The sequence below is a fragment of the Amycolatopsis camponoti genome (genome assembly GCF_902497555.1).
Classification (GTDB): domain Bacteria; phylum Actinomycetota; class Actinomycetes; order Mycobacteriales; family Pseudonocardiaceae; genus Amycolatopsis; species Amycolatopsis camponoti.
Genome location: NZ_CABVGP010000002.1, coordinates 2,348,554 through 2,369,158, shown reverse-complemented (window position 1 = coordinate 2,369,158; position 20,605 = coordinate 2,348,554). Strand labels below are relative to the sequence as shown.

Annotated in this window: 21 protein-coding genes; 10 read left to right on the top strand and 11 right to left on the bottom strand. The window is 71.6% G+C overall.

The genetic code is table 11. From position 1 onward, the window contains the following. Positions 1-58: 58 nt before the first annotated feature. Positions 59-1,846 carry a glycoside hydrolase family 76 protein gene (locus AA23TX_RS31480; RefSeq protein ID WP_155546393.1) on the bottom strand — a complete coding sequence of 596 codons (1,788 nt, stop codon included), beginning with the start codon at positions 1,844-1,846 and terminating at the stop codon, positions 59-61. A 153-nt stretch (positions 1,847-1,999) separates the two neighbouring features. Between AA23TX_RS31480 and AA23TX_RS31475 the strand changes: the two genes are divergently transcribed. Continuing rightward, the gene (locus tag AA23TX_RS31475; RefSeq protein WP_155546392.1) at positions 2,000-3,043 is read left to right on the top strand and encodes a serine hydrolase domain-containing protein; all 1,044 of its coding nucleotides are present in this window, start codon (positions 2,000-2,002) and stop codon (positions 3,041-3,043) included. Here AA23TX_RS31475 and AA23TX_RS31470 read toward each other — a convergent pair. The 3 genes from AA23TX_RS31470 to AA23TX_RS31460 are packed head-to-tail and all read right to left on the bottom strand — an operon-like array spanning position 3,028 to position 5,460. Continuing rightward, positions 3,028-3,615: a CPBP family intramembrane glutamic endopeptidase gene (locus AA23TX_RS31470; RefSeq protein WP_155546391.1), complete on the bottom strand. Its 588-nt coding sequence runs from the start codon at positions 3,613-3,615 to the stop codon at positions 3,028-3,030. The genes AA23TX_RS31475 and AA23TX_RS31470 overlap by 16 nt on opposite strands. Further along, entirely contained in the window at positions 3,612-4,508 is an 897-nt protein-coding gene (locus tag AA23TX_RS31465; RefSeq protein ID WP_155546390.1) for an NAD(P)H-binding protein, read from the bottom strand. Before AA23TX_RS31465 ends, AA23TX_RS31470 begins: the two co-directional genes overlap by 4 nt. 37 nt (positions 4,509-4,545) lie before the next feature. Continuing rightward, positions 4,546-5,460 carry a DMT family transporter gene (locus AA23TX_RS31460; RefSeq protein ID WP_155546389.1) on the bottom strand — a complete coding sequence of 305 codons (915 nt, stop codon included), beginning with the start codon at positions 5,458-5,460 and terminating at the stop codon, positions 4,546-4,548. 73 nt (positions 5,461-5,533) lie between these two features. On the opposite strand from AA23TX_RS31460, the gene AA23TX_RS31455 reads away from it, so the two are divergent. Then, a complete protein-coding gene (locus AA23TX_RS31455; RefSeq protein ID WP_155546388.1) occupies positions 5,534-6,460 on the top strand; it encodes a LysR family transcriptional regulator in 927 nt (308 codons plus the stop codon). Here AA23TX_RS31455 and AA23TX_RS31450 read toward each other — a convergent pair. Further along, the gene (locus AA23TX_RS31450; protein WP_155546387.1) at positions 6,444-7,334 is read right to left on the bottom strand and encodes a LysR family transcriptional regulator; all 891 of its coding nucleotides are present in this window, start codon (positions 7,332-7,334) and stop codon (positions 6,444-6,446) included. The genes AA23TX_RS31455 and AA23TX_RS31450 overlap by 17 nt on opposite strands. A gap of 84 nt (positions 7,335-7,418) precedes the next feature. On the opposite strand from AA23TX_RS31450, the gene AA23TX_RS31445 reads away from it, so the two are divergent. Then, complete coding sequence (locus tag AA23TX_RS31445) at positions 7,419-8,363, top strand: threonine/serine dehydratase (RefSeq protein ID WP_155546386.1); 945 nt, start codon at positions 7,419-7,421, stop codon at positions 8,361-8,363. On the opposite strand, the gene AA23TX_RS31440 is transcribed toward AA23TX_RS31445, so the two are convergent. Next, positions 8,317-9,135: an LLM class flavin-dependent oxidoreductase gene (locus tag AA23TX_RS31440; RefSeq protein WP_155546385.1), complete on the bottom strand. Its 819-nt coding sequence runs from the start codon at positions 9,133-9,135 to the stop codon at positions 8,317-8,319. The two genes, AA23TX_RS31445 and AA23TX_RS31440, sit on opposite strands and share 47 nt — an antisense overlap. Before the next feature lie 111 nt (positions 9,136-9,246). After that, entirely contained in the window at positions 9,247-10,077 is an 831-nt protein-coding gene (locus tag AA23TX_RS31435; protein WP_155546384.1) for a peptidoglycan-binding protein, read from the bottom strand. A gap of 614 nt (positions 10,078-10,691) precedes the next feature. Here AA23TX_RS31435 and AA23TX_RS31430 point away from each other — a divergent pair. The 4 genes from AA23TX_RS31430 (at position 10,692) to AA23TX_RS31415 (ending at position 12,730) form a co-directional block, all read left to right on the top strand. Beyond that, positions 10,692-11,744: a C40 family peptidase gene (locus tag AA23TX_RS31430; RefSeq protein WP_155546383.1), complete on the top strand. Its 1,053-nt coding sequence runs from the start codon at positions 10,692-10,694 to the stop codon at positions 11,742-11,744. A gap of 69 nt (positions 11,745-11,813) precedes the next feature. Beyond that, positions 11,814-12,236 carry a hypothetical protein gene (locus AA23TX_RS31425; RefSeq protein WP_155546382.1) on the top strand — a complete coding sequence of 141 codons (423 nt, stop codon included), beginning with the start codon at positions 11,814-11,816 and terminating at the stop codon, positions 12,234-12,236. Between the two features lie 67 nt (positions 12,237-12,303). After that, a complete protein-coding gene (locus tag AA23TX_RS31420; RefSeq protein ID WP_155546381.1) occupies positions 12,304-12,504 on the top strand; it encodes a DUF3072 domain-containing protein in 201 nt (66 codons plus the stop codon). A 31-nt stretch (positions 12,505-12,535) separates the two neighbouring features. Further along, positions 12,536-12,730 (top strand): hypothetical protein, encoded by a 195-nt coding sequence (locus AA23TX_RS31415; RefSeq protein ID WP_230862960.1) that lies wholly within the window; start codon positions 12,536-12,538, stop codon positions 12,728-12,730. Position 12,731: 1 nt separating this feature from the next. On the opposite strand, the gene rho is transcribed toward AA23TX_RS31415, so the two are convergent. Beyond that, positions 12,732-13,793 (bottom strand): transcription termination factor Rho, encoded by a 1,062-nt coding sequence (gene rho, locus AA23TX_RS31410; RefSeq protein ID WP_155546379.1) that lies wholly within the window; start codon positions 13,791-13,793, stop codon positions 12,732-12,734. Positions 13,794-14,046: 253 nt separating this feature from the next. Between rho and AA23TX_RS31405 the strand changes: the two genes are divergently transcribed. Next, positions 14,047-14,568, top strand: coding sequence for an ATP-binding protein (locus AA23TX_RS31405; RefSeq protein ID WP_230862778.1), 522 nt, complete (start codon positions 14,047-14,049; stop codon positions 14,566-14,568). Between the two features lie 597 nt (positions 14,569-15,165). Here the strand turns inward: AA23TX_RS31405 and AA23TX_RS31400 are convergent. Continuing rightward, positions 15,166-15,378, bottom strand: a complete 213-nt coding sequence (locus tag AA23TX_RS31400) for a hypothetical protein (protein WP_155546378.1) — start codon at positions 15,376-15,378, stop codon at positions 15,166-15,168. A 59-nt stretch (positions 15,379-15,437) separates the two neighbouring features. Then, on the bottom strand, positions 15,438-16,607 hold the full coding sequence (locus AA23TX_RS31395) for a beta-1,3-glucanase family protein (RefSeq protein WP_155546377.1): 1,170 nt from the start codon (positions 16,605-16,607) through the stop codon (positions 15,438-15,440). 324 nt (positions 16,608-16,931) lie between these two features. Between AA23TX_RS31395 and AA23TX_RS31390 the strand changes: the two genes are divergently transcribed. Then, positions 16,932-17,828, top strand: coding sequence for a glycoside hydrolase family 16 protein (locus AA23TX_RS31390; RefSeq protein ID WP_155546376.1), 897 nt, complete (start codon positions 16,932-16,934; stop codon positions 17,826-17,828). Between the two features lie 17 nt (positions 17,829-17,845). Then, positions 17,846-18,340 carry a methylated-DNA--[protein]-cysteine S-methyltransferase gene (locus tag AA23TX_RS31385; protein ID WP_155546375.1) on the top strand — a complete coding sequence of 165 codons (495 nt, stop codon included), beginning with the start codon at positions 17,846-17,848 and terminating at the stop codon, positions 18,338-18,340. Here AA23TX_RS31385 and AA23TX_RS50815 read toward each other — a convergent pair. Then, complete coding sequence (locus tag AA23TX_RS50815; protein WP_155546374.1) at positions 18,337-20,589, bottom strand: extracellular catalytic domain type 1 short-chain-length polyhydroxyalkanoate depolymerase; 2,253 nt, start codon at positions 20,587-20,589, stop codon at positions 18,337-18,339. The genes AA23TX_RS31385 and AA23TX_RS50815 overlap by 4 nt on opposite strands. Positions 20,590-20,605: the final 16 nt, after the last annotated feature.

The window sequence follows — 20,605 nt, the reverse complement described above, 5'->3', positions numbered from 1 at the left end:
CTCTGCCGCTCGGTCGCCGAGCCGGGCGGCAGCTCGGCGCCCGTTCCGGCGCGCGGACCTACCCCGCCGCCAGGATCGCTTCCAGGCCCGACGCCTGGGTCCGCCAGTCCGTCACGTTCGGCGTCGTCCCGGTCCAGCGCTGGCCGATCCGGTTCAGCGGGTCGCGATCACCCGCCCACAGCGCGTCCGCCTGCTTCTGCGCGAACGCGCGGTAGGTCGCCGAGCCCGTCGCCGCCGCCAGGTCGCCGAAGTAGCGCAGGAAGATTCCCTTGAACTGCTTCTGGTTGTCGTCGCAGGACGCCGTGCCGGTGTCGCAGGACTCGACGAGCACGCCACCCGAAGTGAGCCGCGCCATCGCCGCGTCCGCGAGCCGCTTCGCCGCGTCCAGATAGGACTGGACGCCGGTCGCGCGCCACAGCTCCAGCAGCCCGCCGATGCCGAGGCCCTGGTTGTACGTCCAGACGGTCTGGCCGTTGTTCGCGCACGACGACGTCAAGCCGTCGTTCACCAGGCCCGAGGAGTTGATCAGCCCGCTGTCGAGGAACCAGTCGCCCGCAGTCCGGGCCCGCTGGCCCCACACCGTGTCGCCGGCGAGCCGGTTGTGCAGCGACGCGGTCAGCCGCAGGTACAACCCGGCCGTGACGGCGTTCTTGTACGTCCGCTCGCGGTTCCACCAGACCCCGCCGCCGCAGCTGCCGGTGTCCCAGAACCCGTGGACGTAGTTCGCGATTGTCGTCGCCTCGGTGAGGTAGCGCGCGTCGTGGGTGCGGTCGTAAGCGGCGACCCAGGCCAGGCCCCACCACCCGCTGTCGTCGATCGCGCGGCTCACGAAGTCGCCCTCGATCGCATCGGAACTCCTTGCCCCGGCGGGGAAAGCGGCCCGGTTGACGTCGAAGGTGCGGGCCAGCGCGGCGTCGAACCCGCCCGCGTCGGCCACCGCCGTCACCGCGACCGCCGAGTTCCACCAGCTCGACGGCCACCACGCGGTGTACGGGTCGTAGGACCACATCAGCGCGTCGAGCGCGCCGGCCACGCGGGTCGTCGCGGGCCGTGCCCACGCCGTGCAGCTCCCCTGCGCGTGCGTGGCTTCGCGGCCGCACGCCCGCACCGCGCCGCCGTAGAGCCGGCCGCGGGGATCGCGCGTCGCGAACGCCGTGGTGTGAGTACCGGTCGCGCCCGCGGCGACGCTCGTGCGGCCCAGCGACGAGCCGTCCGGCCAGCTCGCGCCGGCGTCCCACGAGCGGTCGAGCCAGATCTCGTCCCCGGCGCCGCCGGCTTCGATCCCGGCCCACGCCAGGCCCCGGCCGTCGAAGTGGAGCCGGATCGTGCGGCCGAAGAGCGTCGTCGGCGCCACCGGCTGGCTGTCCCCCGTACCCGGCGCGGTGCGGTCGCACGCGGCGTCGCAGACGTCCGGGTAGATCCACGCGGTGCACGCGACGCCCTGCGCGTCCCCGCAGGCCCGGACCAGTCCGCGGCGGTGGTGCTGCGGGTCGGTGAGGTTGTACATGAGCGTGCGGGTGCCGGTCCACGCACCGGGGATGGTCGCCTTGCCCAGCAACCCTTCCCAGGTGGCGCCACCGTCCCAGGAGCGGTCGAGCCAGACGGCGTCGCCGGCGACGCCGCCGTCGATGCTCGCCCACGCCATCCCGTCCGGGTCGGAGGCGTGCAGCCGCACGACACGGTTGTTGATCACCTTGTCGGGCAAGGGAAAGCTCTCCCGCGCGGCCCGCGACGGGTCGAGGGTGTCGCACGACGTCACGCACACCGCCGTGGCCGCCTCGGCGGGTCGCAGGGACATCGGGGTGAAGGAACCGAGGACGAGCAGCAGCACGAGCAATGTCCGCATCGACATCCCTCTCCACGCACCGGGGTTTGGTCCAGGATAGGAAATCCCGGCGCGGTTCTGAAGGTTTCCGCCCGGTTCTGGCTCGTTCCGGACAAAGGTTCTCCACTCGAAAATGAGTGGTGTGACCCGTCCGGACGGAGTTTGCTGGCCGCCGTGGCTGACATCTGGGGAACGTGCGAAGACCGGTTCGGCAAGGTGGGGGACGTCCTCGCGGCGTCGCTGGACGCCGACGACGTGGGCGCTTCGGTCGCCGTGTTCGTGGACGGCGAGCCCGTGGTCGATCTGTGGGGTGGATACGTCGACACCGGCCGCACGAAGGCCTGGGACCGCGACACGATCACCACCGTCTGGTCCACCACCAAGACCATGACCGCGTTGTGCGCGCTGGTCCTCGCCGACCGCGGCGAGCTGGACCTCGACGCGCCGGTCGCCGCGTACTGGCCCGAATTCGCCGCCGCGGGCAAGGAAAACACGCTCGTCCGGCACCTGCTCGGGCACACCGCGGGCCTGCCGGACTTCACCGGCCCGATCGCGGTCGAGGACCTCTTCGACTGGCCGGCCGTGACGGCGCGGCTGGCCGCGCAAACCCCGGCGTGGGAGCCCGGGACGGCGGGCGGGTACCACTCGGTCACGTTCGGGTTCCTGGTGGGCGAAGTCGTCCGCCGCGTCACCGGGCGCACCCTCGGCACGTTCTTCGCCGAGGAGGTGGCCGGCCCGCTGGGCGCCGACTTCCACATCGGGCTCGCCGCCGAACACGACCACCGCGTGGCGCCGCTGATCCCCGACCCCCAGGGCGACAAGCCGCCGGGTTTCCTGGTCGGCGTCTCGGACTCGTACTCCGAAGCCTGGCGGCGCGCGGAAGTACCCGCCATCAACGGGTACGGCAACGCCCGCTCGGTCGCCGCGGCGCAGTCGGCACTCGTCGGCGGCGGCGGGTTGCTGTCGGCGGCCGGTGCCGAGCGCGTCTTCGAAGAGCAGTTCCACGGCGAAGACCGCGTGCTCGGCGCGCAGATGCGCTACGGCCTGGGCTACCGGCTGGAGGGCCGCACGTGCTCGTGGGGCGGATGGGGCGGCTCGGTGGTCCTCGTCGACGCGGAGAACCGCATGGTGGTGGCGTACGTGATGAACCAGGTCCTCTGGGACGGCGGGTACGACCGGGGTCTCGGCGTGGTGATGGCCGCCTACGAAGCGTTCTGATCCGGCGGGAAGAGGCGCGGCATGAAGGCCAGCATCAGCGCCGACCACACCACGTGCGTCAGCACCGGTGCTTGCAGCCCGCCGGACCGGCCGCGCTGCACGGCGAAGAGCGCGCCCATCACCGTCGAGGCCAATACCAGCGCGGGGTTTCGGGTCGCCGTCGTCGAAAGGATGTACAGCGCCGTCGATCCGCGGGGGCCGAACGCGTCGTACAACGCGCCGCGGAAGAAGAACTCCTCCGCCGCGCCCGTCACGAGCGTCGTCGCCACCACCGAGGGCGTCGAACCGCGGCGGGCGTGGTCGAGCACGCCCGCGATCGCGCGGCGCAGCAACGGGATGCGGCGGGACACCAGCGCGCCGACGTAGAACACGCCGAACGCGCCGGCCCCCGCGAGGACCGGCTGCACGACGTCCCGGCGGCCGCGGTCCACCGGCCCCGCGCCGGCGAACCAGGTCGCCGCGACCGCCGCCGTCAGCACGTGGAACCGGCGCGAACCCGGCCGGCTGGCCAGGGACGCGCCGAGCAGGCCGGACCCGGCGGCCGTCACCCCGGCGAGGAGCCGCTTCCTCACGCGGGCCGCCGGCTCTTCGCCCGCTCGCCCAGGGCCTGCAGCACGGCTTCGTCGTAGCCCATCGGCTCGAACTCGACGATCCGGCGGATCGCGTCGTCGCGGACAACGACCTCGTTCGTCATCGAGTCGATCAGCGCGCGCCCGGTGGTGACGTCGATGTCGGTGACCAGCGAAAGCCAGTACGACGAGAGCTTCGGCGAGAGCAGCGGCACCGGCACGATCACCAGCGGCCGCCCCTCGATCGCCGCGACCCGCTGCAGCATGTCCCGGTAGGCCAGCACCTCGGGCCCGCCGATGTCGAACGTCCGGCCCTCGGCCTCCGGGTGGTCGAGCACGCCGGCCAGGTACCGGACGACGTCGGCGATCGCGATCGGCTGGGTGCGCGTGCCGACCCAGCGCGGCGTGATCATCGCCGGCAGGTGCTCCACCAGCTGGCGGGTCAGCTCCCAAGACGTCCCGCCGTGGCCGATGACGATGCCGGCGCGCAGCACGGTGACCGGCACGCCGGTCTCCCCCAGCAGCCGCTCGACCTCGCGCCGGCTGGCCAGGTGCTCCGAAAGCGTGTCGTCGTCGTCCCCGAGGCCGCCGAGGTAGACGATCCGGCCCACCCCCGCGTCCGCGGCCGCCCGGGCGAACGCGCGCGCGGCGTCGGCGTCGCGGCGCTTGAAGTCCGCGCTGTCGAGCGAGTGCACCAGGTAGTAGGCGGCGTCGACGCCCTTGAGCGCGTCCCGCAGGGAACCGACGTCGGCGACGTCGCCGCGGACGGGTGTCCCGGCGCCGTCGTACTTCTCGGGACGGCGCGTCATCGCGAGGACGTCGTGCCCCGCCTCTTCCAGCGCCGGGCACAACCGGCCGCCGACGAACCCCGAAGCCCCGGCCACCAGCACACGCATACCGGGGACGTTAGCCGTGACGGCCCCGGCCCGCAGATCACCCGCGGCGGGTCCGCCCGGCGAAGCAGACGGCCGCGACCACCCCCGCGCAGCCGACGAGCTGCAGCGCGCTCGGCGTCTCCCCGAGCAGGCCGATGCCCAGGAGCACCGCGCCGACCGGCTGCAGCAGCATCAGCGTCGCGCCGGTGGTGGCCGACATCCGGGGCAGCGCGGCGGAGATGAGAATCCAGCCGATCAGCTGACCCACGACGGCGAGCGCGGCCAGCCAGCCGAACGTCGCCGGGCTCGGGCTCAGGTCGAGCGTGCCGGTCGGGACGCCGAGCACGACGGCGACGACACCGGCGGAGAGCGTCGCCAGCACCAGGGACTGCGCCCGCGCGCCCGCGCCGCCGCTGAGCCGGATCAGGAAGAGGTACACCGCGTACCCCGCGCCGGCCAGCATCGCGAACACGGCGCCGGTGACCGGGTCCGGGCCGAACGAGCCGCTCCCGGCGAACCCGCCGGCCAGCACGACGCCGGCGAGCAGCACGGGCACGGCGAGGAGGAACCGCTTCGCCGGCCGTTCCCGCAGGAAGGCGAACGCCAGCAGCGGCACGATGACCACCTGGACGGCGAGCAGCACGGTCGCGATGCCGGCGCCGATCCGCGGGATCGCCTCACCCCACAGCACGAAGTCGAGGCCGAGCCCGGTGCCGGCGAGCAGCGGGAGGAGCACGCGGCGGCGCGGCGCCGGGCCGGCCTTCCGCCGTTCCAGCAGGGCGAGCGCGACCAGCACCGGCAGGGCCAGCAGGCAGCGCCAGAACGCGCTGGTGCTGCCGCTGGCGTGCGAGACCTTGATGAAGACCGACGACAGGGAGATGCAGAAGCTGCCGAGCGCCGCGAGCAGACGCGGGTCGAAGCGCTCGGTGAGCGGCGTGGGGGCGATCGTGGGGCGGGGCGCGGTCGTGGTCACCGGTCCAGCGTGCGGGCGGCAACTGTCAAGGACAAGCGAATGTTTCTGCGGAGAATTCGGTAGGATCTCTACCGTGTTCGGAATCGAGCGGATGCGCGCGCTGCACGCGGTCGCCACCCAGGGCTCGGTCGCCGCCGCGGCCGCGTCCCTGCACGTCACGCCGTCGGGGGTGTCGCAGCAGCTGGCGAAGCTGGAACGCGAGGCCGGGCAACGGCTGCTGGAGCCGCGCGGCCGGGGCGTCCGGCTGACGAAGGCGGGCCAGGTGCTGGCCGGGCACGCCGAGCTGATCCTGGCGCAGGTCGCCGAGGCCAAGGCGGACCTGGAGCTGCTGCGCGAGGACGTCATCGGGCCGCTGCGGGTCGGCGCGATCCCCACGACCGTGCACGCGCTGCTGCCGCCCGCGCTGGCCACGCTCGCCGCGCAGCACCCGCGGCTGGCGGTGACGCTGCACGAGGGCGAGGCGGAGCAGACGATGCCCCGCGTGCTGGCCGGCGACCTCGACGTCGCGGTCTTGGAGAGCTGGGAAGACCGGCCGACGGTGCTCCCGCCGTCGACGACGCGGATCGCGTTGTTCTCCGACGTCGCGGACCTCGCCCTGCCCGCCGGGCACCGCCTCGCGCACCGCAAGGCGGTCGATCTGTCCGAAGTGGACGATCTGCCGTGGATCGGCTGGAGCCTGGGGTCCGGCTGCTACGAGTGGCTGGTGCAGGTGCTGCGCAAGCAACGGCTGGAGCCGCGGATCAGCTGCACGGTCGGTGGCTACCCGACGCAGCTGGCCCTGGTGGCGGCCGGCTTCGGCGCGGCGCTGGTGCCGCGGCTGGCCCGGGAGCCGCAGCCCGGGGGCGTCCGGATCCTGGCGACGCGCCCGCCGTTGACGCGGACGATCTACGCGATCTGCCGGGCGGGCGAAGAGGATCGCGGCGCGGTCCGCGCGTGCCTGGACGCGCTGAAGGCCGCCTCCGCGCGGTTCCCCGCCCGGGCGTCTACTGTGGACGGCTGAGCCGCTCGGCCATCTCGGTCACCAGCTTTCCCGGCCGCCGGTGGTGCACCAGGAAGATGTCCCGCGCCGGCCGGGCGTCCGCGGCGTCACGGACCGCGATCCGGGCGGGCGCCATCCGGGCGAGCACGCTCTCCGGCACGAACGCGACCCCCAGCCCGGCCTCGACCAGCGCCAGGGTCACCTGGTAGTCCCGGGTTTCGTAGGCCACGCCGAGCGTGATCCCGGCGGCGTCGGCGAGCTGATCCAGGCAGACGCGGTTGGGGACACCGGGGTTGCCGGAGATCCAGGCCTCGCCGGCCAGGGCGCCCAGCGTGAGCCGGCGGACGCGGGCCTTCGGGTGTCCTTCGGGGAGGATCAGCCGGAACCGCTCGGAGCGCAGGAGCGACCGGGTCAGCCCGCGCGGGTCGGGCAGCGGCGCGCCGGGATAGCGGTGGGTGATCAGCAGGTCGAGGTCGCGCGAGCTGACCAGGCCGTACCCGTCCGGCGGTTCGAGGTCCAGCAGCCGCAGTGCGACCGCGGGGTGGTCGCGGCGGAACCCGGCGAGCGCGGCGGGCACCAGCGTCATGCCGGCACTGGCGAACGTGCCGACGGTCAGCTGCGCCGGTTCCTCGTCGAGCAGGGCGCGGACGGTCCGCTCGGCGGTGCGCAGCTCCCCGACGATGGTCTCCGCGTGACTCAGCAGCGCCTCCCCGACCGGGGTGAGGGTGACCCCGCGGGGGTTGCGGTGCAGCAGGGGCGCGCCGACGTCGCGTTCGAGCTTGCCCAGCTGCTGCGAGACGGCGGACGGCGTGAAGGCGAGTCTCCGGGCCGCCCCGGCGATCGACCCGGCGTGCGCGACCTCGGCGAGCAGGGCCAGGCGGTGGGCGTCGAACACGGGGCCTCCAGCCGTAAGCATCGCTGATGCCAGCATAGGAGACGTCGCTGGTGCTTACGGCGGTCCGCGCGCATGCTGGAGCGCATGATCAGCACTTCGGATGTCGAGCGGGCCGCCGCCCGGATCGAGGGCCACGTCCGCCGGACGCCGGTGTTCGGCGACGACGGCGTGTGGTTCAAGCTCGAGCACCTGCAGCACACCGGGTCGTTCAAGGCCCGCGGCGCCTTCAACCGGATCATCGCGGCGGGCGAGCTTTCGGCGGCCGGGGTGGTGGCCGCGTCGGGTGGCAACGCCGGGCTCGCCGTCGCCCACGCCGCCCGGGAGTTCGGCGTGGCCGCGCGGGTGTACGTCCCGGTGAACGCGCCGGCGGTCAAGGTGGCGAAGCTGCGGCAGCTGGGCGCCGCCGTCGAGCTGGTCGGCGACAAGTACGCGGACGCCTACGACGCGGCGGTGAAGGACGCGGCGGACCGCGGCGCGCTGTTCTGCCACGCGTACGACCAGCCGGAGATCTGCGCGGGCCAGGGCACGGTGGGCCTCGAGCTGCTGGCCGACCTCGACGGGCTGGACACGATCCTGGTCGCGGTGGGCGGCGGCGGGCTGATGGCCGGCATCGCGGCGGCGGTCGAAGGCCGGGCGCGCGTGGTCGGCGTGGAACCGCGCACGGCCCCGACGTTGCACGCCGCGCTGGCCGCCGGCGAGCCGGTCCCCGTCGAGGTGTCCGGCGTCGCCGCGGATTCCCTGGGCGCCTCCCGGCTCGGCGACATCGCGTTCGCGGTGGCCGTCCGTGCGGAGGTGGGCTCCGTGCTGGTGGACGACGCGGCGATCGTGTCGGCTCGGCTGGCGTTGTGGGACCGCTACCGCTTGGCGGTCGAGCCCGGCGGAGCGACGGCCTACGCGGCGCTGCTGGCCGGCGCCTACCGGCCGGAGCCGGGGGAACGCGTCGCGGTCCTGCTGTGCGGCGCGAACACCGACCCGGCGACGCTCACTTCCCCGACAACCGCTCCACCAGCGGCGCGAACTCCTCGATGAAGGCGCTGTTGACGCTGACGTAGGAGACGCCGAGCTCCTCCCGGCGCCGTTCCAGCTCGGCGGCCATGTCGTCGAAGCTGCCGCGGAGCATGGTGAGCGAGTCGTGCTCGATGAGCGTCTCGGCGTCGACCCCGATGAACCCCCGGATCCACGGCGGCACCTGCTCGCCGACGACGAAGATGTTCAGCGCGAGCTCGATGTCGCGATCACCGGCGGCGGCCCGGATTTCTTCGACGTAGCCCGCCATCTCTTCGCGGGTGGTCAGGACGCCACCCGCCAGCGTGACGATGTCGGCTTTCGCTCCGGCGAGCCGCCGTGCCTTCGGCCCGCCGGCGGCGATCATGACGGGCGTGTGGGCGTCGCCGTCGAGCCGGCGGACGTGGTCGATGGTCTCGGAGATGGAGTCGAGCCGTTCCTGGCCCGAGCCGTAGGGCAGGCCGAGCTCTTCGGCCTGCTGCCGCATGGTGGGCAGGCCGGTCCCGAGCCCGAGTTCGAACCGGTTGCCGGTGACGACGGAGAGACTGTGCGACTCCCAGGCGGCGGCCCGCGCGGTCCGCAGCGGGCTGGCGAGGACGAAGGAACCGACCTTGAGGTCGGTGGTCACGGCCGCGGCCGCCGCGAGAGCCGCGGTCGGGGTGGGCAGGTTGAGGTTGTCGGGGCAGAGCAGGGTGGCGTAGCCCAGTTCCTCGGCACGGCGAGCGGTCCGCAGCCATTTCGCGCCGCCTTCGGTCGCGCCCGCCACCACACCGAAGCGGAAAGCCTTGCCGGCCATCGGAGCACCCCCTGGTCGTTTGGTGCTTCCGATCAAACCACCGCTCGGGCCGGGCGTGCCAGTGCCGGGGCGCGTCCGATCCCGCGCCCCGGCACAGCCACCCCCGCGGGATCAGCCGCGCTGGTACTCCTCCCACGTGACCTTGGTGACCGCGGGACCGTCGTCGGCCCCGCGCCCGGCGAGCCCGTTCATCCCCAGGTAGTAGTCCCCGGTCTGGTGCTGGGCGCCCGAAGAGAGATCCGGGTCGGAGATCGCCATCGCGTGGATGTGGTAGTCGAAGCCCTGCGCCGGAGTGCGGTACCAGGCCGCGAACCCGACCTTGCGCAGTGCCGTGAGCAGCTTCGTGCGGGTCGTCGACGACATGCCGGACACCGAGATGTCCAGCGCTCCGCCGCCGTCGTGGGTGCCGGCCGACGCGTCGACGCCGCCCGGGTTGTAGCCGCCCTGGGTGAGGCTGACCGTGAGGCCCGCGATCCCTTCGGCGGCCAGGAGCATCGCCTTGGTGCGGGTGTTCGTCGTGACCCCGCGATAAGCGATCCGGCTGCCCGCGGACACCGGGGCGGTCACCGTGTACCGGCCCTCGCACAGCTTCTCCAGCGACGTCTTGCCCGGCAGGCCGGACGCGTCGATCCCGGTGTACCCCAACGACTTCTGGTACTGCGAGTACGCCGTGATCGTCGTCGTCCCGAAGTACCCGTCGACGTAGGTCGCGGCCAGCAAGCCCTTCGCCTGCAACGCCTGTTCGACGAGCAGCACGCTGTCGTGCGCACCCGGGGTCTGGGTGTCGTCGGCTCGGCGCGGGTCGATCTGGGCCGCCTTCAGCACGGCCTCCATGTTCGCCGTGGGCAGCGCCGTCGTGGCCGCGGGCGCGGCCTGCGCCGGTGCGGCCACGGCGAACGCCGCTGCGGTGAGTGCCGTGAGTACGGCGGCCTTCGTGAACATCCCTGTCCTCCACTGGTCGGATTCGCTACCCGGCCAGCATCACCCGAGCCGATACAAGGACCGTACAAAAGTCACCCGGCCGAGAAGCCGCGCGAGCGCAGGCTGTTCGTGACCACGAAAACCGAACTGAGCGCCCTCGCCGCGCCGGGGGCCGGCTCGACGGTGACTCTGATAACGCCGCCGAGGCCGCCGAGATTTCCTCTTCGACCGAGCGGCGCAGTGGCCGCACGTCACGCCGGTGACGGCGCAGGCCGTGTCTCCCATCGGCCACGGATACCCTAGGGAGGTAGGGTAGTTAACTGCCTCGCGGAATGTAATCCAGGCCACAGTCGATCCGGTTACCACTGGTCCAAGCGTGTTTCTTGTCGTCACGGAGAGTTCTCAGAGAGGACCCCTGGACGGTGCCGTGTTCTTTTCGTAACCTGTTCGAGATCTCGCGGCCCCCGGTCGTCGATGAGACGGCGACGCGAGATCGCCGCCGATACCCCCTGCCGGGTACCGGACCCCACCGCGTGCTCTTCCTGTTGCGGTCGAGCACGCGCCGGACACGGCGAGGCCCCCGACTCGCCCCGGTGCCCGACGGCGGCCGATCAGCAAAGGAGACCCGCGCGAGAATGCGTTCGCATCCCGTCAAGCGCGTGGTGTCAGGTGCCCTCGCCGCGGCTTCGGTGATCACCCTCGTCACCATGGCCCAACCGACGGCCACCGCCGCCCCCATCCCCGTCCTCCAGGCCCCGCCCACCGGGTCCGACGCCCTGGCCAAGTACCGCGACCTCTCGGCCCAGGCCGAGAAGCTCAACGAAGACCTGCTCAAGGCGAAGGACGACCTGACCGCGAAGCAGGGAGAGCTCGACAAGGCCAACGCCGACGTCACCGCCGCCAAGGACGCCGGTGCGCAGGCCATCGAGGCCAAGCAGAAGTACCAGGGCCAGGTCGACAAGTTCGCCGGCGCGTCGTTCACCAGCGGCGTCCAGCTCAACAAGCTGTCGGCGCTGCTGGCCGGCACGTCGACGCAGGACTTCCTGGACCGCTCGGCGGCCCTCGAGGTCATCGCGACCGACAAGAACGCCGCGATGGGCAACCTCAGCGGCGCGGCCGCGAAGGCCACCGAAGCCGAGAAGGCGGCGACCGACGCGGCGAAGCGGGCGACCGACGCCCGGGACGCCGCGGCGAAGCTGGCGTCGGACATCGAGGGCAAGAAGAAGAACCTCCAGGCCCAGATCGACCAGATCGAGGCCCAGGGCAAGACCCTCAGCACCGCCGACAAGACCGCCCAGAAGGACACCGGCGGCAAGGCCCCGACCGTCAAGGCGGCCTCCTCGGCCGCGCAGAAGGCGGTCGACGCGGCGCTGAGCAAGCTCGGCAGCGCCTACGTCTACGGCGCCACCGGGCCGAGCACGTTCGACTGCTCGGGCCTGATGCAGTGGGCCTACAAGCAGGCGGGCATCACGCTGCCGCGGACGTCCTCGGCACAGGCGGGCTTCGGCACGCCGGTGCCGCGCGACCAGCTGCAGCCGGGCGACCTGGTCGCCTACTACTCCCCCGTGTCCCACATCGGGATGTACATCGGCGACGGCAAGATGGTGCACGCGCCGACCAGCGGCGACGTCGTCAAGATCTCGCCGCTGCTGAAGGAGTACGCGGGAGCGACGCGGCCGACGGCCTGAGTTTCGCGCTTCGGGCAGGTGCCCCGTTCCGGGAGGTGTAGAAATCCCGGGACGGGGCACTTTTCCGTCATGGTCGACAACTACGACGCCGCCACGGTCACGGCGGTCGGCAAGGTCATCGAAGCGTTCGAGACGATCGAACGCGCGCGGGGCCACCTCTACTCGTTCCACCAGCTGACGGGCAGCGCGGACCTCGTGCTGGACGAGGCCGTGGAGGCGCTGGAGAAGGCCGGTCACGCGGACTGGGCGCGGCGGATCGGCGAGGAGCTGATCGGGCTCAACGTCGTCCCCGATCGGTGGACTTTCCAGCTCGTCGAGGAGTACGACGACGGGTTCTACGCGACTTTCCGCGACTTCCACCGCGAGCTGCTGGAGTCCTTGAACGACGGGCGCCGCCACGTGCCGGAACAGCGGATGAAGGACGAGCGCCGGACCCGCGGCCGGGCGGGCCACGAGGCGGGGCCGCCGAGCACCCCGCCCGCCGGCTCGTGACCGGCGATTGTCGGACCCCTGCGCTAGAGTCGGATTCGAGCGAACACGTGTTCGATTGGAGGCTGTGATGACTGATCAGGTGGAGCCCAACCCGGAGAAGGACCCGAGCGAGTGGACGACCGGGGACGAGCCGATGACCGGGCCGCAGAAGTCGTATCTGTCGACACTGGCCCAGGAGGCCGGTGAAGAGGTTCCGGACGGTCTGACGAAGGCTGAGGCGTCGGCGCGGATCGATGAGCTCCAGCAGACCACGGGGCGGGGCAACTGACGGCGGCCGGGCACGGGGTGGCGGGTTGACCGTGGGAAGGGCCGGGTACCACCCGGAAATGTCCCACCCGAACGAGCAACCCGAGATCGCGCGGCCCGGCACCCCGGACCCCGGCCGGCCGGACGACGACCTTTACGAGCCGGGGGAAGGCGATCCGCCCGAGAGCGTCGACGAAGCGCACGGCGTCGGGCAGAAGGTGATCGGCGAACTCCGGGAGCGGCGCTGACTCAGGCGGCGGCGGGAAGCGCGGCACCGGTGACGCGGAGAAGGAACTCCGCGTTGGAGCCGGTCTTGCGGAGCTGGTCGAGCAGCTGCTCGGCCGCCTGCGGGCCCGGCAGCGCGCGGCGTACCTCGCGCATCGCGGCCAATTCGCCCGGTGTCACCAGGAGTTCTTCGCGGCGGGTGCCGGAGGCGGCGAGGTCGACGGCCGGGAACACCCGGCGTTCCGCCATCTTGCGGTCGAGCTTCAGCTCGGCGTTGCCGGTGCTCTTCAGTTCTTCGAAGAACACCGTGTCGGCCAGCGAACCGGTTTCCACCAGCGCCGACGCGACGATCGTGAGCGAGCCGCCGCCTTCGAGGTTGCGGGCCGCGCCGAGGATGCGCTTCATCGGCTGCAACGCGGCCGCGTCGACGCCGCCGGAGAGCGTGCGGCCGGAGGCGCGGGCCGAGAGGTTGTACGCGCGGCCGAGGCGGGTGAGCGAGTCGAGGAGCAGGACGACGTCTTGGCCGCGCTCCACCATGCGTTTCGCGCGCTCGACGGCGAGTTCCGCGACCGCGACGTGTTCGGCGGGCGGACGGTCGAAAGTGGACGCGATCACCTCGCCGCGCACGGTCCGGCGCAGATCGGTGACCTCCTCCGGGCGCTCGTCGGCGAGCAGCACCATCAGCCGGCATTCCGGGTGGTTGACCGAGATGCCGTGGCCGATCTCCCGCAGCACCGTGGTTTTCCCGGCTTTCGGCGGCGAAACGACCAGCGCGCGCTGGCCCTTGCCGAGCGGGGTGACGAGGTCGATGACGCGCGTCAGCAGGCGCGTCGGGGTGGTTTCGAGCAACAGGCGCTGATCCGGGTGCAGCGGGACCAGGTCGGCGAAGTCCGGGCGTGGTTCGGCCGGATCGGCGCCGTTGACGCTGGCGATTTCTTCGCCCGCGCCGGTGATTTCGTCGCCGGGACGCAGCTTGTGCTTGCGGACGACGGAAAGCGGGAGCGCGACGTCCTCCGGCTCCGGCCGGTAGGCGGAGCGGACGAACGGGGTTTTCCCTGACAGGTCAAGGATTCCGTGAAAAGACATGGGTGTTCTCCTGATGAGGTTCGGCTCGCGTGGACCGCGAAGCCGGTGAAGTGGTTCGAACGAGTGGAAGAGGGCCGAGTGGCCTGATCCGGGAGCTTCCTCCGGGCGGCCGAGAGGCCGACATCCGCGAGGAGCAACTCCAAGGTAGCGCGATGTCACGGAAAGCACAACGGGTAAGACCCCATCGCGATGGGTAGCTCTCCAGAGAAGCCCGAAGCACGGGGGAAACCGTGGCTGATGATGGGAGCGGATCGTGTATCGACACACCTCGGAACCCGACGTCGATGTGGGTCAGAACACCGAGGCGGGCCAAACCGGGGCCACGCCCCCGGCCCGCGCCGTCGCCGGTGCCGTAGCCACCTCGACGTTCGAAGAGCTGGCGCCCGCGCTCCCGAACGAGATGGCGGACCTGCGCCGCAAGCTGACCCGCTGGCTGGGCGAGCTCCCCCTAGACCCGGCGAGCACGCACGACATCACGCTGGCCACGTACGAGGCGCTGGCGAACGTAGCGGCCCACGCCTACCCGGACGGCCACGGCTGGGCCCGCCTCCAGGCATCCCGAGCCGGCGACGCGGTGACGGTCACGGTGACGGACACGGGGTGCGGCATCCCCCAGACCCGCCCACGCCGCGCAAGCGCGCACACCTCGGGCGGCCGGGGGCTGGTGCTGATCGAGAAGGTGACGGACCAGACGGACATCGACACAGGTGAAGCCGGGACGACGGTCCGCATGACCTGGCGCCCGGCGGCCCTGCGGGACCAGAACCCGGGCTGATCACCTGGCGCCGGATCCGGACAGTGGTCCGGCGGCACGGCGGCACGGCGGCACGGCGGCACGGCGGCACGGCGGCACGGCGGCACGGCGGCACGGAATGAAGTACGGCCGAGACGGATGGGCCGAGAGAAGTCGCGCAGGGCGGCAAATTCACGCGAAACCGCGCAGGGAAGTGGCGGTCGACCCGAACCGGCCGAAAACCGTGCATGGGAGTGGGGGTCGGCCCGAACCGGCCGAGCGGCAAGCAGCGCGCAGTTCCGGCGGTAAAGCAGTCGCTACCCAGCCGCTAGCGCTCCGGGTCCTGCCCCAACCGCCACACACCGGTAGCAGCGCGATCGCGACTGGCCGCTGGCATACCAGGAACCTGCCCCAGCTACCGCACTCCCGGCGGCAGAGCGGTCGCTACCCCACCGCTAGCGCTCCAGGATCCTGCCCCAGCCGCCGTACATCCGGCAGCAGAGCGACCACACCCGGCCGCCGGCGCTACCGGATCCGACCCGGCCGCCGCACTTCCCCTTCTGCCCCCGGCCCAGCCCCCGCACTCCCCTCCGGCCCCGGCCCCCCGGCCAGAAAGTGCCCTACCTCACAAACCCACCCTCAAGCGGCCCCGGCCAACCGAACCAACCGGTTCCGCGGATACGAAACCAACTCCCGCTCCTCATCCGTGGTGAAGATCTCGACGGAGTCCTCCAGCAACTCCGCCGAGGTCACCTGCAGCTGCCACGCGGGCAGGCCCGGCGCCGGCTCGTGCCAGAACCACTGGCCCTTGGTCAGCTGGTCCGCCGGGACCGTCGCGTCGTCCGTGTTCATGCCCATGAGGCTAGCCGTCACCACCGACAGTTTTTCCACTGCCTCTGGCCGCACTGCCTCTAGCCGTGCGCCGCGTTGATCGTGATCGTCAGCACCTGGGGGTCGCCCGCGAAGACCGCGCCGCTGAAGTCGGGGCCCGGGCTCACGTCGTCGTACGGGAACGCGTATCCGCGGTTGTCCGGGAGTTTCGAGTGGACGATGCGCGCGTAGTGGTTGGTCGCTTCGCCGCCGTAGAAGCGGGCCGGGTCCTCCGCCGTGGGCTGGTTCGGGTTGTCCAGCAACGTCGTGCGGTTCAGCGCTGCCGCCAGGCGGGGGACGATCGCCTTGCGCGCGTCGCTCGCTCCCGCGGCCAGGGCGAACGGGCCGCTGTCGCAGCTCCACACGTCCGCTGTCGCCGGCTTGGCGAACGACTCGGCCCCGAAGACCAGCTGGTCGCCCGAGACGCGGCCCGTGAACGTTCCCACGCCCGGGTTCTGCGAGTCGACGACCAGGTCCGTGCCCGCGTACTTCTGCCACACCTGGTCGATGTAGGCGTCGAGGTACCCGCCGAACTGCGCCGCGTGGTGGTGCGGCGACAGCACGCGCAGGGTGCCGCTTCCCCCGGTCTGCACCAGGCCGCCCCACTCGCCGCCCAGCGCGGAAAGCGACGAGGCGATCTGGTCCAGCGCACCGGCCGGCAGTCCGCTGACCGACGACGTGCCGGACCCGGACGTCAGCGAGAGTCCCATCGGGATGCCCACGAAGTCGACGTAGCTGATGTTGGCGAACAGCTGCGTGTCGTTGAACGTGAACTCGCTGAACGACCAGTTCTTGCCGAAGTTCGCATCACCGGAGTCGAGGAAGCTGGGGTGCACCAGGTTCGGCCCCGGGTCGAGGAAGAAGTCCAGCTTCGCGTCGGTGACGACGTAGATGCGCGCGCCGCCCATCTTGGGCACCGACACCTGCGCACCCGAGGAGATCGGGATGGCGCAGTCCTCCGGCAGCGGCGTCGTCGGCGCCGACGGCGAGTCCGGGTAGTACGGCGTACCGTCGGCGCGCAGCAGCACCAGGCGCCCGTCCGGCGTCGTGCCGGTGACGTAGGCGTACACGGTGCCGGAGCCGGAATTGTTCACCAGCTCGAGACCGAACGTGTCCGGCGTCGCCGCGGAGGCGGACCGCGCGAGGGGCAGCGCGGTGGCGGTGGCGAGCGTCGCCGCCGTGAGGCCGAGGAACGAGCGACGGGAGATCAAGGCGTCCTCCACTCTGAGGATACGGCGGAGTCCAAAGAGGACTTCCGAGGGCGGTTCGCAGGATTCGTTGTGGACGTCAACAAACTATGACTCCGGTTTCGTTACCTGGCAACCCTTCGAAAGAAGGTCCAGACCACCGACTCACCCGGCCCGCGCGCTGCCCCGCCGCGGCGAATTCCAAACGGGACTCCCCCGGTACTGCCCACGGGTACCGGGCGCCGGGTACTTCCGGGCACATCCCTTGACTCGGGCGCGGACCAGCGGTGACAGTGGATGGCCTCGCAGGTCGTGGACGACCCCATTCCCCTCCGGAAGCGAGACCTCATGCGCACCGCCAAGCGGCTCACCGCCGTGCTCGCCACGCTGTCCTTCGTCCTGACCGCCGCCCCGGCGCACGCCGAAGCCGGGTGGACCACCGTGTTCCAGGACGACTTCGACGGCGCCGCCGGCTCCGGCCTCGACGCCCAGGACTGGCTCTACGACACGGGAACCGGCTACCAGGGCGGCGCCGCGAACTGGGGCACCGGCGAACTCGAGACAGCGACGAACTCGACGGACAACGTCTACCACGACGGCGCCGGCCACCTGGCGATCAAGCCGCTGCGCGATGCGGCCGGAAACTGGACGTCCGGCCGGATCGAAACGCAGCGCACCGACTTCGCGGCACCCGAAGGCGGCCAGCTGGAGATCAGCGCGACGCTCAAGCAGCCCTCCCCCGCGAGCGGCCTCGGCTACTGGCCGGCCTTCTGGGCGATGGGTGCCGACGCCCGCCCGGTCGGCGCGACGAACTGGCCGAGCATCGGCGAGCTCGACATCATGGAAGACGTCAACGCGCTGAGCAAGCACTCCACCACCTTCCACTGTGGACAGTGGCAGGGCGAGTGCCACGACCCCGACGGCATCACCAGCGACCTGCAGGAGTGCGCCGGCTGCCAGGAGGGCTACCACACCTACTCGGTGATCGTGGACCGCCGTGACGCCGCGGCCGAAGAGCTGCGCTTCTACCTGGACGGGAACCAGACCTTCGCGGTGAAGCAGAACCAGGTGTCCGACGCGACCTGGAAGGCCGCCGTCGACCACGGGTTCTTCGTCATCTTCGACGTCGCCATCGGGGGCTCCTACCCCAACAAGGTCTGCGGGTGCACCTCCCCGAGTGCGGACATCACGCCCGGCGCGGAGATGAGCGTCGACTCGCTCTCGGTGAAGACCAGCCAGGGCTGACTTGTAGGCTGGGCGCCATGAAGCACGCCGTCATCGCGTCACCGATCGGACCGCTGACCCTGGTCGGCGACGGCGCGGCGCTGGCCGGGCTCTACTTCGACGGCCATCTCCGGACACCCCACCTCACCGACCTCGGCCCCCGGGACGACGACGCCTTCGAGGCGGCGCGGCAGCAGCTCGGCGAGTACTTCGCGGGCACGCGGCGCGAGTTCGACCTCGAGCTCGCGCCGCGCGGCTCGGCGTTCGAGAAGCAGGTCTGGGCGATGCTGACCAAGATCCCGTACGGCGCAACCCGCACGTACGGGCAGCTGGCCGCCGAGCTGGGCGACCCCGGGGCCGCGCAGGCGGTCGGGAACGCCAACGGCTGGAACCCGATCAGCGTCATCGTGCCGTGCCACCGCGTGGTCGGCACGAGCGGCGGCCTGACCGGGTACGCCGGTGGCCTCACCCGCAAGCGGTTCCTCCTCAGCCTGGAGGAACCGCCCGCGGACGAGGTCGGCCGGCTGTTCTAGCCCACCGAACAGGTCACGGTCGGCGCCGTCAGGTTGCCGCCGTGCTGCACGGTGAACCCGATGACGTTGCCGCTCCCGTTGGGCCGCGCGGTCAGCACGTACCCGGTGCTGTCGTAGGTCCCGGTGTAGTTCCAGCTGCCGATGACCTTCTGGGGTTCGTGGAAGGTGATCGTGAGCACCCAGCTGTTCGAGCCGGTGACGGTCACCTGCCCGTTGAAGCCGACGTTCCACTCCGCCGTCTTGGCGTAGGTCCCGGTGCACCCGCCCGGCGTCGGGGTGGTGGTCGTCGGTGTGGTGGTCGTCGGTGTGGTGGGTGTGGTCGGCGTCGTGGGTGTCGTCGGCGTGGTGGTCGGCGTCGGGGTCGTGCCGCCGTTCAGCGCGTCGAGCACCGCGGTGTAGGCGGCCTTCTTCTGGCCGTTGCCGTCGAACAGCAGCGGAGTCGCGGACGCCCGCCACGAGTCCGTGTCGCGGATGCCCCACACCGTCATCCCGGTGCAGCGCGCCACCGCCAGGCAGGCCTGGGTGACGGTCCGGTAGTTGTTCGCCTGCGTGGTGCCCGACCCCTCGATGTCCAGCTCGGTGATCTGCACGTCCACGCCGAGGTTCGTGAAGTTCTGCAGCGTGGTCTGGTAGTTCGACGGCACCGGGCTGTTGCTGTTGAAGTGCGACTGGAAGCCGACGCAGTCGATCGGCACGCCGCGGGACTTGAAGTCCTGCACCATGCGGTACACGGCCTGGGTCTTCGCCTGGTTCCAGTCGTCGGTGTTGTAGTCGTTGTAGCAGAGCTTCGCGCCCGGGTCGGCCGCCCGCGCGGCGCGGAAGGCCGCCTCGATCCAGTCGTCGCCGGTGCGCTGCAGGTTCGAGTCGCGCCGGGCGCCCGAGCCGCCGTCGGCGAAGGCCTCGTTGACGACGTCCCAGGCGTAGATCTTGCCCTGGTAGTGGGTCGCGACCTGGGTGACGTGGTTCAGCATCGCCGACCGCAGCGCGGAGCCCTCCATGCCCTGCATCCAGCCGGGCTGCTGCGCGTACCAGGCCAGGGTGTGCCCGCGCATCCGGGCGCCCTGGCTCGCCGCCTGGGCGACGATCCGGTCGGCGTTGCCGTAGGAGAACTGGCCCTGCGAAGGCTCGGTGGCGTCCATCTTCATCTCGTTCTCCGGCGTGATCATGGAGAACTCGCGGCTCAGGATGCCGGTGTAGACGCTGTCCGAGAGCCTGCTCGCCGAGACCGCCGTGCCGAAGTAGCGCCCGGTCCCGCTCGCCGCACTGCCCAGCGTGGTGCCGCCGGAGGATCCCGGCGTGGTCGTGGTGGTCGACGAGCCGCCGCTGTCCAGGCCGAGGAACGCGATCGCGTACGCCACCATCCCGTTCTGCGGCAGCGCGTGCCCGGCGCCCTGGACGCTGATCCCTTCGACCGGCGCCTGCGTGCCGGTGCTGCCGTAGCGCGTGCGCGTCCAGCCGGACTGCGGCGCGTCACTCGACGACGGCGTCTGGCTCACCCCACGCAGGTTGGTCCACTGCTTGATCTCCTCCCCGAAGTTCGGGTAGCGCAGGGTGTCGTCGGCGGTGCCGTGCCACAGCTGCATGCGCGGGTACGGGCCGGTCCGCCCGCCGCTCATCTGGCGGGCCTGGTCGCCCCACTGCTGCGCGGTCTTGATGAGCTGGCCGCCCGAGCACTGGCTGTTCCAGCTCGACCCGTCGGTGGTGGCGAAGCAGCCGGCGGGGACGCCCATGAACGCCGAGCCGGCGGCGAAGACGTCCGGGTACTCCGCCGCGAGGACGTTCGTCATCATCGCGCCGGAGGAGAAGCCGGTGACGAAGACCCGGGCGGGATCCACGTTGTAGTGCTGCTTGGCGTAGTCGACCATCGACAGGATGCCGACCGGGTCGCTGCCGCCGCCGCGGGTGAGGGCCTGCGGCGAGGAGACGTCGAAGCACTGCCCGCTACGCGTCGCTTCCGGAAAGACGATGACGTAGCCGGACTGGTCGGCCGCGGTGACGTAGTCGCGGGCGTAGCCGTTGAAGACCGCCGAAGCCGAACCGGTGCAGTAGTGGAGCGCGACCAGCAGCGCCGGCTTGGCGGCGACGTGGTCCGGGACGTAGGCGTACATGTTCAGGTTGCTGGGGTTGGTGCCGAAACCGGTCACGCGGGTGAGCGTGGCCGCCGACGCGGGCTGCGCCGTGATCACCAGCACGATGGCGGCGGCGATCGACAACACGGCGGCGAGGAGGGCGGTGACGAGTCTTCGCACTCGAGTCAATCCTTTC